The organism is Moritella sp. 24, from assembly GCF_018219155.1.
Taxonomy (GTDB): domain Bacteria; phylum Pseudomonadota; class Gammaproteobacteria; order Enterobacterales; family Moritellaceae; genus Moritella.
The window spans coordinates 3,750,444-3,766,433 of record NZ_CP056123.1; the positions used below are offsets into that span (position 1 = coordinate 3,750,444).

Genomic DNA, 15,990 nt, shown 5'->3' on the forward strand with positions numbered 1-15,990 from the left:
ATTAGTCTTTGCTTACAAGTGCTTATTTATTACTCTGACGTAAAGCAAACAGACAAGTTTTAAACACAGTTCTGTAATCTCAAGGATTCAAAATATAAACTCTAGTCACTATTTTCGGCAAACGTCGTCAACTCTGCAGGCATCTATTAATTAAGGTAAAGGAATGCATTTTTTAATCATTACAAATTTAGTATGGGCTTTTTCATTTAGCCTTATCGGGGTTTATTTAGCGGGTCAGGTTGATGCTTGGTTCTCAGTGTTATTCCGTATTGGTTTGGCCATGCTGGTATTCATCCCATTCTTAAAACTGGGTAACTTATCTCGTACCACCATCGCCAAAGTAATGGCCATCGGTGCATGCCAACTTGGTGTGATGTATGGTTTTTATTATCAATCATTCCTACTGCTATCCGTACCAGAAGTCTTGTTGTTCACGGTATTTACACCGATTTACGTCACCTTGATTGATGACCTACTACATTCGCGTTTTAACCCTTGGTATTTAGGCACTGCAATCATTGCAGTCGTTGGTGCTGTGGTGATTAAATATGCTGGGATTAATGATGGGTTCGTAGTGGGTTTCCTTGTTGTGCAAGGCGCAAATATTGCGATGGCAATTGGCCAGGTGGCGTACAAAAAATTATCCGAAACAGATCTAAAAGGCGTTAAACATAGTGATGTGTTTGGGCTGTTTTATATTGGTGCATTTCTTGTTGCTTTCATCGCCTTTATGTTGCTCGGTAGTACAGAGAAAATGCCAACCACAACAACACAGTGGAGTGTATTAACCTACCTTGGCATTATCGCATCAGGTTTAGGTTACTTCATGTGGAATAAAGGCGCTTGTTTGGTAAATGCTGGCACATTAGCCGCAATGAATAATGTACTTGTACCATTAGGTTTATTAGTGAATCTCGTCATTTGGAACCGTGATGCTGATTTAGTTAAACTGGCGTTAGGTGGCGGTATTATCTTATTGTCACTGATATTTAACGAGACCGTGGTGAAGAAAAAAATAACGCAAAAGGCGTTAGCACACTAACCCTCATCAACAAATAACATAATTAATCCGAGGTAATGCCATCATTCATATGGAATAACCTCGGTTACTTTTATTTACTCTATATTCTATCAATAAGTCTCCTCCAATAACGCTGAATTGTCTGCTACAATTCCCTTTTTATACGCAAGCAGACTCCATGTACTTTTTACTCCCGCTATTCACCGTGATCATTTGGTCAGGTAATTCAATTGTTAATATTTTATCTACAAACGTCATCGCTCCCGAGACTATTTCTTTCTACCGTTGGTTTATTGCCTTAATCACACTTACGCCATTTTTAATCAAACCGGTATGGAAAAAACGCCACGCTATTAAACCTTATTTACCCAAACTAGCAGTATTAGCGCTATTGGGCATGGCGATTAACCAATCACTCGCCTACTTCGCAGCCGCAACCACGACCGTCACAAACATGACCTTGATTTTTTCTTTAGTGCCGTTATTAAGTTTGATGTTTAGTGTGCCATTACTGGGGCTGTCGTTAACGAAGAGAGCTGTATTTGGCGCGTCAATATCATTGACAGGGTTAGCGTATATGTTGAGTGAGGGTAATATCATTGGCTTATTATCAAAAGGGCTTAATATCGGTGATTCGTTAATGCTCATCGCAGCCTGTAGTTATTCTCTGTACGGAGTATTACTGAAACGCTGGCGCTTGCCTTTTAATAACTGGATAGCGTTATATGTGCAGATGGTATTTGCCGTGCTAATTTTACTTCCTTTACTGACTTACAACGGTAACGTCAGCCTAAGCAGCGAATCACTACCTTTGGTCTTATATGCTGCTATCCCAACGTCGATTTTAGCAACATGGTTATGGATGCAGGGTATCCATCATCTCGGCGCAGATAAAGCCGCGATGTTCATGAATTTATTACCGGTATTTACCGCAATAATGGCAACCTTTATTCTTGATGAACAATTATCAAGTTATCAGTTTATTGGTGGTGCATTAGTATTGGCGGGTGTGACGATGACGCAGTTGAAATCTAAAAATGCAGTGAAAACAAAAGCGGCTATTCCATCTTAACGTTTGGTATTTACTACCAAGAGTTTAGTATTTACTGACAAGTCGTTTGATATTTACAGACAAAAAATTATGTATTAACGGACTAAGGTTTTAATCCGTTAATACATTTGCTATTACAATCTAGCAAAACCTGCTTCTAAGTCAGCAATCAGGTCTTCTACATCTTCCAAACCAATATGTAAACGCACTAATGTACCAGTGAAATCTACATCACCCGCAGGTCGAATACGGTTTAGTTCTGATGCTTGGTTAGTCAAAATTAATGACTCATAGCCGCCCCATGAATACGCCATACTGAAATGTGCAAAGTTATCTAGATAGTTAGCTAACTGTTCATTGCTCAGTTTGTCTTTTAAGATAAACGAGAACAAACCATTACAACCATTAAAGTCACGTTTATAGAACTCATGACCTTTACAACTTGGTAGCGCAGGATGATTAACACGTTCAACTTCTGGGCGTGTACTTAACCAGTTAGCCACTTTAATACTCGCTGCTTCATGCTGCTTTAAACGAATACCCATAGTACGTAAACCACGGCTCGCCATGTACGCGGTATCGGCATCAACCATTTGGCCCATAAGATAAGACTGTTCACGTAATTGTGCCCAACAGCGTGCATTAGCAACAGCTGTACCCAACATATAATCAGAGTGACCTATAATATATTTCGTACCCGCTTGAATCGAAATATCAATATCATGTTCAAAGGCTTTAAATAACACACCTGCTGCCCACGTATTATCAATCATGATAATAACGTCTGGGTTCACCGTACGTACTGCTTTTACAATCGCGGGAATATCTTGAACTTCCATAGTGATCGAGCTTGGTGATTCTAAAAATACAACACTGGTATTCGGCTGCATTAATGCCGCGATACCCTCGCCTAGCGTTGGGTCGTAATACGTAGTTGCGACGTTCATCTTCGCTAACATCACATTGCAAAAGTCTTGTGTTGGTTCATACGCGGCACTGGTCATTAAAATATGATCACCCGCACTCACAAATGACAAGATAGCGTTGGTTACTGCTGCGGCACCACAAGGGTAAAGCGCACAACCTTCTCCGCCTTCTAATTCTGTCATTGCCTCTTGTAACGAGAAGTGAGTCTGCGTACCACGACGACCATAAAATAGCTCGCCTTCAGCACGTTTAGCTGTTGCTGCTTTTTTTGCTTTTACTGAGTCAAATACAATTGATGATGCACGCTGAACAACGGGGTTCACTGCACCGTGTGAGAATTTTTTATCGCGTCCTGCCGAGACAAGTTGTGTGGCTAATTTATCTGAACTCATAATCGTATCTTTCCCTGCTCATTCATATTTATCATTTACATATGAAAACACAGTAGCGAAAGATAGAGTGACAGGCAATGAATAACGTGACTTGGGATGAAAAGAATAACAGGATAACACGCAGAGAAAGAAGTCTCCCCCCACTCTGCATGTCATTATTTACATCTGATTCGCGGTATTAGTTAACCTTACCAGCCGCATCAATCGTTTTAATTGCATCTGATAATTTTATTGTTTCAACGTTATATAGCTTATCCGTTCCCGTATTAGGGCACGTAATTTGAGTATAAATCTCGCCACTATCGTCACCCGATGTCACTTGGCATGAACTAAATTCAGCTGCAGTCGTATTTGTAATGATATACGTATCACCACCTGCTCCAGCTCGAATTGTATTGTTAGCCTTGTTACCTTCGAGAATATTATCCTTATCATTGCCTTGTAAATCGATTGCGTCAGAGCCGACAATTTTTGCATTTTTAAGGTATTGTGATTTAAAGGTGTATTTCTCTAAAGCATCATCACTCTTCTTCATTTTGAATGTTGGCGTACCTGTTAATGCGGTTTTATTGTAGTACTGAATTACACCATCAGTTTGTATTCGAGCCGTGTATTGCAAGTCACCAGCAAACATCTCTCGAACAAAGTCATCACCAATATTATCTTTAACAATAATCTGCTCTCGCTCAGTACTCGTGTATCCATCTAGCCCTTCTGTTTTATGCCCATTCATACCCATAAATGCTTCTAATACAGCCGCAAGATATTCATGAGAATAAGTTGGTCCCATGATGCTAATAACGTCATCAGACGCCCAATCAGCCCAATCATCTTTTGTCGGGTTCCAAGGCTTGTCTGCCGCTGTAGACTTATAAATTGCTTCAGCTCTAGCTCTTACCGCTTCTTGATAAGCACTCGTTTCAGGGTTCGGAGCAATACCTTGCGCTTGAATTAAATGTAAGATCTCTTCAAATCCAGCATCACGATCTGAGTTTTCACCTAAGTCCGTACAGTATTTAGAGGTCGGTCTATTTTCACCTTCATTCTCATCCCATATGAACACTTGAGCAAAATCACTCATGTAATGGCAATCACCTTCAACAGATAGCTCTCGGAACTGTAGCGCTTGGCTATTAGTAAGCCATTTAGGCATAGCCGCATGGCTATTTAGTTGAACTAGCGCACCAATCACATTTTCTCTATCTTCCTCTTCTAATTCTCTAACATCTGCTACAAAGTTAGCTAGGTTATCAACACGAATACCACTAATCCCTGATTCTATGAGGATGCCTCTTAATAAGTCTAATTTAATAGCCGCTGCCGCATATAGCTTTAATGTCGCCATATCATTTTCATCTTGATCTTTAGTCAAGATCAGCGTTGCTTCTCGTGTAGCCATCGTTTGTGCAATCGAGTATTTATCTTTACCATAATTTGAGTTGGCAACATCTTGCAGTAAGTGGAACATGATATTACCCGCACGGATAATCTTCTCATCATTATCCGCATTATCGCCTGTCGCTATAATACGTAGTTTAAGTTGAGGAACTGCAGCATTAAATGTACTCGTTGGACTCTTAATCAGTAATTCACTGTAACGCGTAAACCCTGCGTCAGAAGCAATACTCATATCTACTGGTAACGTAGCTAAAACTGTCGGAGTAAAGGTTATTTTTGCTGTCGGAATTGTCGGTGTTGGTGGTGTCGGTTTTGTTGAACCTGTGCCGCTACTGCTATCTGAACCACAACCTGCAAGCATAACCATACCTGCCGCCAGTAAACTTCCTTTTACTTTATTCGATACTGCCATCTTTGAATTACCTTTAATAAGTTCATATCTTGTATAAAACGATAATAAAGTAATTACAGGACACACTATGTAAGGAGATGTAATGGCAAGACAATAAGTACGTATAGGCGGGTATTTATGTAACAAAAACAAAACCCCCGCCTACATTAAAAAATAGACGGGGGTTAATTAATAACTTAACACAGTAAAGGAGGTATCCTTATATCTGGGTTTTATTATTCTTTCACTGCTTTATCTTGCTTAGCAAAGTATTCTTTCGTTAGCTTAAACACCACAGGACTAAGTAACGCAAGAGCGATCAAGTTAGGCAAAGCCATCATTGCATTTAATGTATCTGCAAGTAACCAGACAAAACTCAGTGAACTTGTCGCCCCAATTGGCACCGCAACAATCCATAAAATACGGAATGGGACAATCGCTTTCACACCAAATAGATACTGCACACATTTTTCACTGTAGAAACTCCAGCCTAAAATAGTGGTGAACGCAAATACCGACAGTGCAACAGCAACAATGTAATTACCCACGCCCGGTAACGCACTTGCAAAGGCCGCTGATGTTAATGCAGCCCCTGTTTCACCCGATGTCCATGCACCAGATACAACAATCGCTAAGCCTGTAATAGTACAAACGATTAACGTATCAATAAACGTGCCTAGCATTGCAATAAGGCCTTGTTTAACCGGATCGTTAGTTTGCGCTGCAGCATGTGCAATTGGTGCACTACCTAAACCAGCTTCATTAGAGAATACACCACGTGCGACACCGAAACGGATTGCAGCCCAAACAGCAGCACCAGCGAAACCACCTTGCGCAGCAACTGGCGTAAATGCACTTTCGATAATTAATCCAAACGCAGCAGGTATTTCACTCGCATTGATCGCGAGAACAACAAAACCAGCACCGATATAAAAGATAGCCATTAGCGGTACCAATTTACCAGCTACATCAGCAATACGTTTAACGCCACCCATTAATACCAAACCAACCAATACCATCATGACTAAGCCAGATACCATTGGCGATACACCAAAGCTCGTAGATAAGGCATCGGCAACCGAGTTTGATTGCACTGTATTACCAATACCAAAACCAGCAATTGAACCAAAAATAGCAAACGCAGTACCGAGCCAAGCCCACTTACTGCCTAAACCGTTTTTGATGTAATACATTGGACCACCAACATAATTACCATTATCATCAACTTCACGGTATTTAACGGCACAAACCGCTTCAGCATATTTCGTTGCCATACCCACTAGCGCAGTACACCACATCCAAAATAATGCCCCCGGACCACCTAAAAAGATAGCCGTCGCAACACCAGCAATATTACCTGTACCTATGGTCGCAGAAAGTGATGTCATTAACGCATTAAACGGGGATATTTCACCTTCACTTTTATCGCGATCACTTGTTGTTCGCCCAGCCCAAAGTAACTTAAATCCGGTTCCCAATTTTAAAATTGGCATTAATTTCAACCCTAAAGACAGGAATAAGCCCACCCCAAGGATCATGACTAGCATAGGTACACCCCATACCACACCATTTACCGCAGAAATAAAATCTGTTAAAGCTTCCATCAACATCCCTTCCTTAAGATTTATAATTCTGATAACGCACATTATCAGGTTATATATTCAACAACTAGGTAAACATAATACCCACAACTGTTTAACATGCAACCAACTACCAGAGAATTAAAATAACAAAACATTATATTTCAAAAGAAATAACGCCTCCTAAAGTAGTATGAACTCACTCATTATTTCCGATAAAAACAGCCTCAAGGCCCGATACTACAGGCCTGAATAAAACTGACGTAGTGTTCTATAAAAGTACGTTAACAACGCTATAAATAAAATGTAAAAAAACAAAAAATAAACATCTAGTTAACAGTTTGAACATGGAGATATATAAAAATGAATAAAAAAATGACCTAATAAGACAGGTCGTTATCTTTAATGAATCATAAGGTTAGGTCATGAATAACTTAAGAATGCAGAATAAATTAGTACTTATTGCCATAGTTCCCATGATTATTTCGCTATTAGTTACATTAACCATTATCGCTAATTTACAGGCTGACGTGGTTACAAACATGATCAATAACCATGATTCACTTCTACGAAACGAACGTCAGAAACAAATCAGTGATGCGGTTAAAATCACCCAAAAAATAGTGCAGCGAGAAATCACAGAGTCAGCCGCGATCCACAACACTCAACAGCAAACACTAACAAATGTTCGCGCTATTCTAAAGCACGCTCGTTATGGTGATAACAACCTTGGTTACTTCTTCATTTACGACAGTAAGGGCTATAACATTGCCGATGCAAGTAACGAAAATAATCAGGGGAAAAACAGATTCAGCCTACAAGACAAAAACGGTGTATTCCTTATTCAAGAACTCATCAAAGCAAGCCAATCAGAAGGTGGATTTGTAGAATATGTGTACCCTAAACCCGGTACTGATACCTTACAACCCAAATTAAGTTATGCCGCGCCAATCGCTAATACTGACTGGTTTATCGGTACAGGCGTCTACATTGATGATATAGCCAAAGATTCTGCCATATTTAGCCAATCCGCATGGCAGCAGCTTTATACTCAAATGAATTTAGCGATAGGTAGCGCTATTGCACTCGTGATACTTACCAGCCTCATTATGCTTTGGATTGCGAAACGCTTAGCAAAACCAATTAATGAAATGCTCAATACACTCAATGATATTGCTGACGGTGAAGGTGATTTAACACGTCGATTAGATGTCGAAGGCTGCGACGAAATAGCCCAACTTGGCCGTGCATTCAATCGCTTTACCTCTAAATTACAGCATATTATCAGCGCAGTCGCCGATGTTAGCCACCAAGTATCAAATTCAGCAAGTAGCCTTAGTCAACAAACTCAAAAAACCACCGAACAATTAACAATTCACAATAATGAAACAGATCAAGTGGTTACCGCTGTAACCGAAATGAATACAACTGCCAATGACGTTGCCGAGAACGTAATACAAGTCTCAGATGCAACACAGGTCGCGACGCAGGACTCTTTATTAGCACAAGATAATGTCAGTACATCGAATACAGCCATTACCGCATTGGTAGATGAAGTTGAACAAGCGAGCGGTCACATGAGCTCCTTACATGAACAGTCACAGAAGATTGACCACGTCTTGCAAGTAATTGGTGCTATTGCCGAGCAAACCAATCTACTTGCCCTTAATGCCGCAATTGAAGCCGCCAGAGCCGGTGAACAAGGCCGTGGATTTGCCGTGGTCGCAGATGAAGTACGTAGTTTAGCAAGCCGAACTCAAGACAGTACATTGGAAATTAAGGTCATGCTTGATGGTCTGCATCAATTTGTAGCCCAAGCTGTGAGCGCCATGAAAACCAGCCAAGCAACCAGCGTCCATGTCATGCAGTCATCAACTGAAATCAGCGGCAGTTTATCCGCGGTGACAGATGCTGTTGACGCAATTAATGATATGACAAACCATATTGCCACTGCGGCAACAGAGCAAAGCTCAGTAACCGATGAGATAAACCGTAACATGGTGAATATTAGAGATGTTGTAGCCCAATTACTGGCATCGAGTCATGAAACAACATTAGTTTCAACGGACTTATCTACAGCAGGTGAACAATTAGAGCACTTGTTACGTCAATTCAAGCTAGCATAACGACGCAACCAAGCCATTAATGAGCTAAAATATAGGTAGCATTATTGTGAGATGTTACCTATGTATTATTGGTTGATAGGTATGCTGTTGATCTACAGCAGTATGCTACATGCTAACCTAACCGAACCTTCAAATGCGGTCACCAGCGAAGTCGGTATTCCAGTCCCCGTCTTAACGATTAAAGGGGCTATAGGTCCTGCTGTCAGCCATTACCTAACCAGTGAAATTAGTCGAGCAAACAACCCTACTGATACTGAATCAAGTAATAATGACCATTCAACACCACCGTTAATCATCATTACCATCGATACTCCTGGAGGTTTAGTCTCTAGCTTACGAGATATAAATCAAGCAATCTTGAACTCAAATATTCCCATCGCCTGTCTCGTTCACCCTCCCGGCGCAAGGGCCGCAAGCGCGGGTACCTATATCCTCTATGCATGCCATATTGCGGCAATGGCAACCACCACCACATTAGGTGCTGCCACCCCAGTGAGTATCGGTAATCCATTACCTTCTGGTGACAAGAAACCCGCAAGCCCTTATCAACCATCTCCAAATCCCGATAAAAACGCTGATGATCAACCTGGAGAGCCTGATTCAAACACCAAAGGTCAACAATCAACGCCAACTAAATCTGAGCCACACGCGACCGAAAAAACAGCCATGGAAAAAAAAGTACTCAATGATGCCGTTGCCTATATCCGCTCATTAGCACAACTGCGTAAGCGTAATGTCGAATGGGCTGAATTGGCGGTGACAGAAGCTGCGACTCTCACCGCAATCGAAGCGCTGGATAAAAATGTTATTAATCTATTAGCACAGTCACCACAACATTTAATGCGGCAGCTTGATGGAACACTCGTGACAATTAAACAGCAACAACGGCTACTCACATTAACTCACAATCCACTGGAGCTACGTCAACCCAATTGGCGCAGTAACTTTATTGGAACCATCACCGACCCAAACATTGCTTATATCCTCATGTTAATTGGCGTGTATGGCATCCTACTCGAGTTTTATTCCCCAGGAGTGGGTATCGCAGGGGTGACAGGTTCAATATCTTTATTTATTGCAATGTATGCTTTTCAGCTTTTACCCCTTGATTACGCCGGTCTCGCATTATTATTACTGGGTATTGTCTTGCTCATCGCGGAATCAATGTCACCAAGTGTGGGTATTTTTGGGCTCGGTGGTCTTGTCGCTTTCACACTCGGTTCCATCTTTTTATTTGATACAGACTTACCGCAATTTCAAGTATCACTTCAATTAATTGCTGCCCTTGCCGTCGTTTCACTGCTGTTTTTTATTTTTATATTTGGCTATTTATGGGACATTCGCAAAAACAAAGTTGTCAGCGGTAAAGAAGCATTAATTGGTACTGAAATAACGATTGCTACCGGCTTTATTGGCCAGGGCTATGTTGAGGTAAAAGGTGAACGTTGGTCAGCCTACTGCCCACAACAATTACTCGCAGGACAAGTCGTAGAAATAAATGGCATTGATGGTTTAACCCTAATCCTATTGCCAATGACAGAATTGGAGGTTAACGATGCAAGCAATCCTCAATAGCGGTATGTTATTTACGGGAGCCATTATCTTTTTATTGCTCCTGTTAGTTATCAGCATGTTTCGGATCCTACGAGAATATGAACGTGGGGTGATATTTTTCCTTGGACGTTTTGAGAAGGTAAAAGGACCCGGTTTGATCATCGTGATACCCATAGTACAACAGATGGTGCGAGTTGATTTACGAACAGTAGTAATGGATGTACCCAGTCAGGATGTGATCAGCCGCGATAATGTCTCTGTCCGTGTTAATGCTGTCATTTATTTTCGTGTCATAGATTCACAAAAAGCCATTATCAATGTCGAAAACTTCCTACAAGCCACTTCACAGCTAGCACAAACCACATTACGTTCAGTATTAGGCCAACATGAATTAGATGAAATGTTAGCGAACAGAGAGATGCTCAATGTCGATATTCAAGCAATCTTAGATTCACGAACAGATGGTTGGGGGATCAAGGTATCCAATGTCGAAATAAAGCACATTGATTTAAACGAAACCATGATTAGGGCCATTGCCCGACAAGCTGAAGCAGAAAGAACCCGACGGGCAAAAGTCATTCATGCCTCAGGGGAGATGGAAGCCTCTGAGAAACTGGTCGAAGCAGCAGGTAAACTAGCCCAAGAACCAAATGCAATTCTACTGCGCTATTTGCAAACCTTAACCGAGATCGCCAGTGAGAAAAACTCAACGATCTTATTTCCAATGCCTACAGAATTACTCGCGAACCTAATGCCTGGTAAAAAAGCTAAAGCAGAGAATAAAACGGGGAATAACACAGAGAATGATGAGTGATCTCCCCACCCCTGCACTTTAAGGGGGGTAGGAAAGATTCCTCTCTTTGCTACACCCAAACGCAAAAAACCAGCCGAAGCTGGTTTTTTCATATTCACTTATTTTAACTGATAAGTAAGATTTTCAATGAAGCGCTAAATTAGAACTGGTTCATCGTGTTGTCTTTACCGCCTGCTTTCAGTGCAGCATCACCAGCGAAGTATTCTTTATGGTCATCGCCCATATCAGAACCAGCCATGTTTTGGTGCTTAACACATGCAATTGATTGACGAATTTCTTTACGTTGAACACCTTTAACGTAACCCAGCATACCTTCATCACCGAAGTACTCTTTCGCTAGGTTATCAGTTGATAGCGCAGCTGTATGGTAAGTCGGTAGTGTGATTAGATGATGGAAAATACCCGCTTCACGTGCTGAATCAGCTTGGAATGTACGGATCTTCTCATCAGCTTGGATTGCTAATTCTGTGCTATCGTATTTCTCGTTCATTAGGTCTGCACGATCATACGCTGCAACATCTTGACCTGCTTCAACCATGATATCAAAGATCTGTTGACGGAAGTTAAGCGTCCAGTTGAATGATGGTGAGTTGTTGTAAACTAGTTTCGCATTCGGTACTACTTTACGGATTTCATTTACCATTGCACCGATTTGACCAACGTGTGGCTTCTCAGTTTCAATCCATAATAAGTCAGCGCCGCCTTGTAGCGATGTAATGCAATCAAGGATACAACGAGCTTCACCCGTACCTTCTTTGAATTGGAACAAGTTACTTGGCAGACGTTTAGGACGTAATAATTTACCGTCTTTCTTCAGAATTACATCGCCATTGCCTAGCTCTGCTTCTGAGATCTCATCACAATCAAGGAATGAGTTATATTGGTCACCAAGATCACCTGGTTCACTTGTTACAGCGATTTGTTTTGTTAGACCTGCGCCTAGTGAATCTGTACGCGCAACAATCACACCATTATCGATACCTAGCTCTAGGAATGCGTAACGAACAGCATTGATTTTCGCAAGGAAATCTTCATGTGGAACCGTTACTTTACCATCTTGGTGACCACATTGTTTTTCATCAGATACTTGGTTTTCGATTTGGATACAACATGCACCGGCTTCAATCATTTTCTTAGCAAGTAGGTAAGTTGCTTCTGCGTTACCAAAACCAGCATCGATATCTGCAATGATTGGCACAACGTGCGTCACGTGATTGTCAATCTTGTCTTGTGTATCAGCTACTTTAGCTGAATCGCCCGCTTCTTTTGCAGCGTCTAGTTCACGGAATAAACCGCCTAGTTCACGTGCATCAGCTTGACGAAGGAATGTGTATAGTTCTTCAATTAATGCAGCAACAGATGTTTTTTCATGCATTGATTGGTCTGGTAGTGGACCAAATTCAGAGCGTAGTGCAGCGACCATCCAACCAGAAAGGTAAAGATAACGACGGTCAGTGTTGTTCTCAAAATGTTTCTTAATAGAAATCATTTTTTGTTGACCGATAAAACCATGCCAGCAACCTAAAGACTGCGTGTACAATGAAGAATCATTATCGTAGTTTTCCATATCAGCGCGCATAATGTCAGCTGTGTATTGCGCAACTTCTAGGCCTGTTTTGAAACGGTTTTGCGCACGCATACGTGCAGCATATTCAGGGCTAATTGCAGCCCATTTAGAACCTTGTTCTGCTTTCAGTGTAGCAATTGAATCGATATCATTTTTGTATATAGACATTTTTATTCCCTTAATAATTATTTTAATACTTGATACAACAAGAACACGACGAGATAAGCTAATCCCGCCCTATTCCAAAAATTTCTAATCTAAGAAATCGTAACCAGGAAGCGTTAAGAATTCAGCAAGGTGATCACTGATTGTTAACTCTTCAAACAATTTAGACGCTTCAGCAAAACGACCTTGGTCATAAGTTTCAGCCCCAATTTCTTCATTACGAATAACTACCAATTCTTCTTGTAGCAATTCGCAGAATAATTCTTTTGTTACAACTTTACCGTTGCTTAATGTTTTACCGTGTTGGATCCACTGCCAAATTGATGCGCGAGAGATTTCAGCTGTTGCAGCATCTTCCATTAGACCGTAGATAGGTACACAACCATTACCTGAGATCCACGCTTCTAAATAGCGAACACCAATACGGATATTTAAACGCATGCCCGTTTCAGTACGTTCGCCAGCACACGGTTGTAGTAGTTCAGCAGCCGTTACTGGTGCATCACCTTCACGTAAAACATGAATTTGGTTAGCGTTACCTTCACCGATGTATTCGTTCATTACACCCATAGCAGTATCAGCTAATCCAGGGTGAGCAACCCAAGTACCGTCATGACCGTTTTGGCCTTCTAACGTTTTATCAGCGGTCACTTTCGTTAATACTTTATCGTTTTCTTCCGCTGTTTTAGCTGGAATAAATGCAGCCATGCCACCCATAGCAAGCGCACCACGTTTATGACACGTTTTGATTAATAAACGTGAATAAGCGCTAAGGAAGGTTTTATCCATCGTAACTGAGTGACGATCTGGTAATACACGGTCAGCATGCTTACGCAGTGTTTTAATGTAGCTAAAGATGTAATCCCAACGGCCGCAGTTAAGTGCAACAATGTGCTCTTTCATGCTATATAGAATTTCTTCCATTTCAAATACAGCAGGGATAGTTTCGATTAGTAGTGTTGCTTTAATTGTACCGCGATCTAGATTTACTTTGTCTTCAGCATAGCTAAATACTTCACTCCACCATTTTGATTCATGATGACTTTGTAGTTTAGGTACGTAGAAGTAAGGGCCAGCGCCTTTTGCTAATAATTCTTCGTAGTTATTAGAGAAGAAAAGTGCAAAATCAACTAAACAACCCGGTACAATTTTACCGTTAAAGGTAATGTGTTTTTCTGGTAGATGTAAGCCACGTACACGACAGATAAGTGTCGCGGGATCTTCATCTAACGTATAGTGTTTACCGTTTGCAGGGTTGGTATATTCAATCGTACCATTCACGGCATCACGTAAGTTAACTTGACCATCTAATACACCGCCCCACGTTGGCGCGAATGAATCTTCAAAATCAGCCATAAATACTTTAACGCGTGCGTTTAGTGCATTAATCACCATTTTACGGTCAACTGGACCAGTAATTTCAACGCGACGGTCTTGAAGTTTTGCAGGGATACCTTGAATTTTCCAATCACCTTCACGGATATGAGCCGTTTCAGGTAAAAAGTCTGGTAAATCACCCGCATCCATACGTGCTTGTTTTTTCACACGCTGGCTAAGTAACTCATCAACTTGAGGAGCGAACTTCTCGACTAGCTCAGTCAACAACGCAACTGCTGCAGGGTTTAAGATCTGTTGTTGTTCTTCGTTGATTTCCCCATGGAAAACCAGAGAACCGGTTTCATTAGACTGGGTATTGGCAGTCATAGCTTCACTCCGTTGAAATATATGTATTGGCCACAATTCATTATCCGTTAGTAATAAAAACATTACCTTCGGTTGTTTAAAACATCTGTACGAATTGCTCTCTCGACCTACACATTGCAACATCTTCGCAATAAATGCAACACATTTCACATTAATGACACAGTGTCAATTAATCACGTTTCGCTTTCATAAAAATCAAATAAATCTGAAGCGAAACGAGCTTTCAAATGAAGCTTTTAAATGTACATTTAGACCTTACATTTTGATATAACCCAGTCTGTTACATCGCTAAACACCTCATTAGAGTTAGATTCATTTAACATTTCATGACGACCACCGGAATAAAGTTTACATTGCACCTGAACACAGCCATTGTTAGTTATATGTTGTTCTAATGCTAAAACACCTTTACCTTGAAGACCGACGGGATCTTTGTCGCCACTAAAAATATAAATCGGTAATTGATTTGGTATTTTTGCTATTTCTGATTTTTGACTAATCGTAATAAGTCCCGACATAAAATCCAACCAAAATTGTGGACTGCACGGAAAACCACAATAACCATCATTCAAGTACTTATCGACTTGAACAGGATCTCGACTTAACCAATCTGATGCTGTTCGTGTTGGTTTAAATTTACTATTAAAGGCACCAAACGAGACGAAATCTAAAAAACGACTTGGCGATCTAGCTCCAATACGCATTTTTTCAATTTTACTGACCAAAGTTGCCAGCTTGTACATAATTGGATGTTGGTAATTAGAACCACTGAGTACCAAACCATTCAATTTATTACCGTGTAAAATGGCATATTGCTGGGCGATGAAAGACCCCATGCTGTGGCCAAATAATACCAGCGGTACAGTATGACGTTTAGCAACATCGTCAATAATAAGATCTAAATCAGTAATGACTTTGTGCCAACCATTATCATCTGCATAATGGCCTAATACAGGCGCATCATTACCATGCCCACGATGATTCGCACCATAAACGGCAATTCCAGCTGCGTTACATGCCTGCGCAAAAGCTTTATATCGTTGAATATGCTCTGCCATACCGTGACTTAATACCATCACGTGACGAACTTCCTGCTTAGGCAACCAAGCAAATAATTTTATTTCTCGGCCATCTGCTGCCGTCAATACAGAATGCATCACTCTATCCTTTTCAATTAATACAAGATCACGTTAATGCCTAATATAGTCGCATGATGGCAAGACTTGTAAAGCAAAATAAAGTCGAAATGCTATTCATGACAAATCAAATATTGAGGATGTGTGATACACAAAAAAGCCCT

At 40.9% G+C, this 15,990-nt stretch carries 11 protein-coding genes; 5 read left to right on the forward strand and 6 right to left on the reverse strand.

All coding sequences use genetic code 11. From position 1 onward, the window contains the following. The first annotated feature begins 163 nt into the window (after positions 1–163). The gene (locus HWV00_RS16695) at positions 164–1,042 is read left to right on the forward strand and encodes a DMT family transporter (protein ID WP_211683144.1); all 879 of its coding nucleotides are present in this window, start codon (positions 164–166) and stop codon (positions 1,040–1,042) included. A gap of 157 nt (positions 1,043–1,199) precedes the next feature. After that, entirely contained in the window at positions 1,200–2,093 is an 894-nt protein-coding gene (locus tag HWV00_RS16700; protein WP_211683146.1) for a DMT family transporter, read from the forward strand. Positions 2,094–2,206: 113 nt separating this feature from the next. Here the strand turns inward: HWV00_RS16700 and metC are convergent, their stop codons facing one another. The 3 genes from metC to HWV00_RS16715 form a co-directional block, all read right to left on the reverse strand. Beyond that, positions 2,207–3,391 carry a cystathionine beta-lyase gene (gene metC, locus HWV00_RS16705; RefSeq protein ID WP_211683148.1) on the reverse strand — a complete coding sequence of 395 codons (1,185 nt, stop codon included), beginning with the start codon at positions 3,389–3,391 and terminating at the stop codon, positions 2,207–2,209. Between the two features lie 178 nt (positions 3,392–3,569). Then, complete coding sequence (locus tag HWV00_RS16710; RefSeq protein WP_211683150.1) at positions 3,570–5,201, reverse strand: hypothetical protein; 1,632 nt, start codon at positions 5,199–5,201, stop codon at positions 3,570–3,572. Between the two features lie 215 nt (positions 5,202–5,416). After that, positions 5,417–6,784, reverse strand: a complete 1,368-nt coding sequence (locus HWV00_RS16715) for a sodium:alanine symporter family protein (RefSeq protein WP_211683152.1) — start codon at positions 6,782–6,784, stop codon at positions 5,417–5,419. A gap of 401 nt (positions 6,785–7,185) precedes the next feature. On the opposite strand from HWV00_RS16715, the gene HWV00_RS16720 reads away from it, so the two are divergent. Genes HWV00_RS16720 through HWV00_RS16730 form a run of 3 tightly spaced genes read left to right on the forward strand, consistent with a single transcriptional unit; the run spans position 7,186 to position 11,254 of the window. Continuing rightward, positions 7,186–8,886: a methyl-accepting chemotaxis protein gene (locus HWV00_RS16720; protein ID WP_211683155.1), complete on the forward strand. Its 1,701-nt coding sequence runs from the start codon at positions 7,186–7,188 to the stop codon at positions 8,884–8,886. Between the two features lie 51 nt (positions 8,887–8,937). Next, positions 8,938–10,461 (forward strand): nodulation protein NfeD, encoded by a 1,524-nt coding sequence (locus tag HWV00_RS16725; RefSeq protein ID WP_211683157.1) that lies wholly within the window; start codon positions 8,938–8,940, stop codon positions 10,459–10,461. Then, positions 10,442–11,254 (forward strand): slipin family protein, encoded by an 813-nt coding sequence (locus HWV00_RS16730; RefSeq protein ID WP_211683159.1) that lies wholly within the window; start codon positions 10,442–10,444, stop codon positions 11,252–11,254. Before HWV00_RS16725 ends, HWV00_RS16730 begins: the two co-directional genes overlap by 20 nt. Positions 11,255–11,393: 139 nt before the next feature. Here HWV00_RS16730 and HWV00_RS16735 read toward each other — a convergent pair whose 3' ends face one another. The 3 genes from HWV00_RS16735 to HWV00_RS16745 form a co-directional block, all read right to left on the reverse strand. After that, complete coding sequence (locus tag HWV00_RS16735) at positions 11,394–12,989, reverse strand: isocitrate lyase (RefSeq protein ID WP_211683161.1); 1,596 nt, start codon at positions 12,987–12,989, stop codon at positions 11,394–11,396. Positions 12,990–13,073: 84 nt separating this feature from the next. Next, the gene (gene aceB, locus HWV00_RS16740) at positions 13,074–14,690 is read right to left on the reverse strand and encodes a malate synthase A (RefSeq protein ID WP_211683163.1); all 1,617 of its coding nucleotides are present in this window, start codon (positions 14,688–14,690) and stop codon (positions 13,074–13,076) included. 248 nt (positions 14,691–14,938) lie between these two features. Next, positions 14,939–15,847, reverse strand: coding sequence for an alpha/beta fold hydrolase (locus HWV00_RS16745; protein WP_211683165.1), 909 nt, complete (start codon positions 15,845–15,847; stop codon positions 14,939–14,941). Positions 15,848–15,990 lie beyond the last annotated feature (143 nt).

Excerpts from the sequence above, each read along its gene's own strand:
- HWV00_RS16710 (WP_211683150.1), bottom strand. The coding sequence starts at position 5,201 with ATGGCAGTATCGAATAAAGTAAAAGGAAGTTTACTGGCGGCAGGTATG.
- HWV00_RS16730 (WP_211683159.1), top strand. The coding sequence starts at position 10,442 with ATGCAAGCAATCCTCAATAGCGGTATGTTATTTACGGGAGCCATTATC.
- HWV00_RS16715 (WP_211683152.1), bottom strand. The coding sequence starts at position 6,784 with ATGGAAGCTTTAACAGATTTTATTTCTGCGGTAAATGGTGTGGTATGG.
- aceB (WP_211683163.1), bottom strand. The coding sequence starts at position 14,690 with ATGACTGCCAATACCCAGTCTAATGAAACCGGTTCTCTGGTTTTCCAT.
- HWV00_RS16700 (WP_211683146.1), top strand. The coding sequence starts at position 1,200 with ATGTACTTTTTACTCCCGCTATTCACCGTGATCATTTGGTCAGGTAAT.
- HWV00_RS16695 (WP_211683144.1), top strand. The coding sequence starts at position 164 with ATGCATTTTTTAATCATTACAAATTTAGTATGGGCTTTTTCATTTAGC.
- HWV00_RS16735 (WP_211683161.1), bottom strand. The coding sequence starts at position 12,989 with ATGTCTATATACAAAAATGATATCGATTCAATTGCTACACTGAAAGCA.
- HWV00_RS16725 (WP_211683157.1), top strand. The coding sequence starts at position 8,938 with ATGTTACCTATGTATTATTGGTTGATAGGTATGCTGTTGATCTACAGC.
- HWV00_RS16745 (WP_211683165.1), bottom strand. The coding sequence starts at position 15,847 with ATGCATTCTGTATTGACGGCAGCAGATGGCCGAGAAATAAAATTATTT.
- HWV00_RS16720 (WP_211683155.1), top strand. The coding sequence starts at position 7,186 with ATGAATAACTTAAGAATGCAGAATAAATTAGTACTTATTGCCATAGTT.
- metC (WP_211683148.1), bottom strand. The coding sequence starts at position 3,391 with ATGAGTTCAGATAAATTAGCCACACAACTTGTCTCGGCAGGACGCGAT.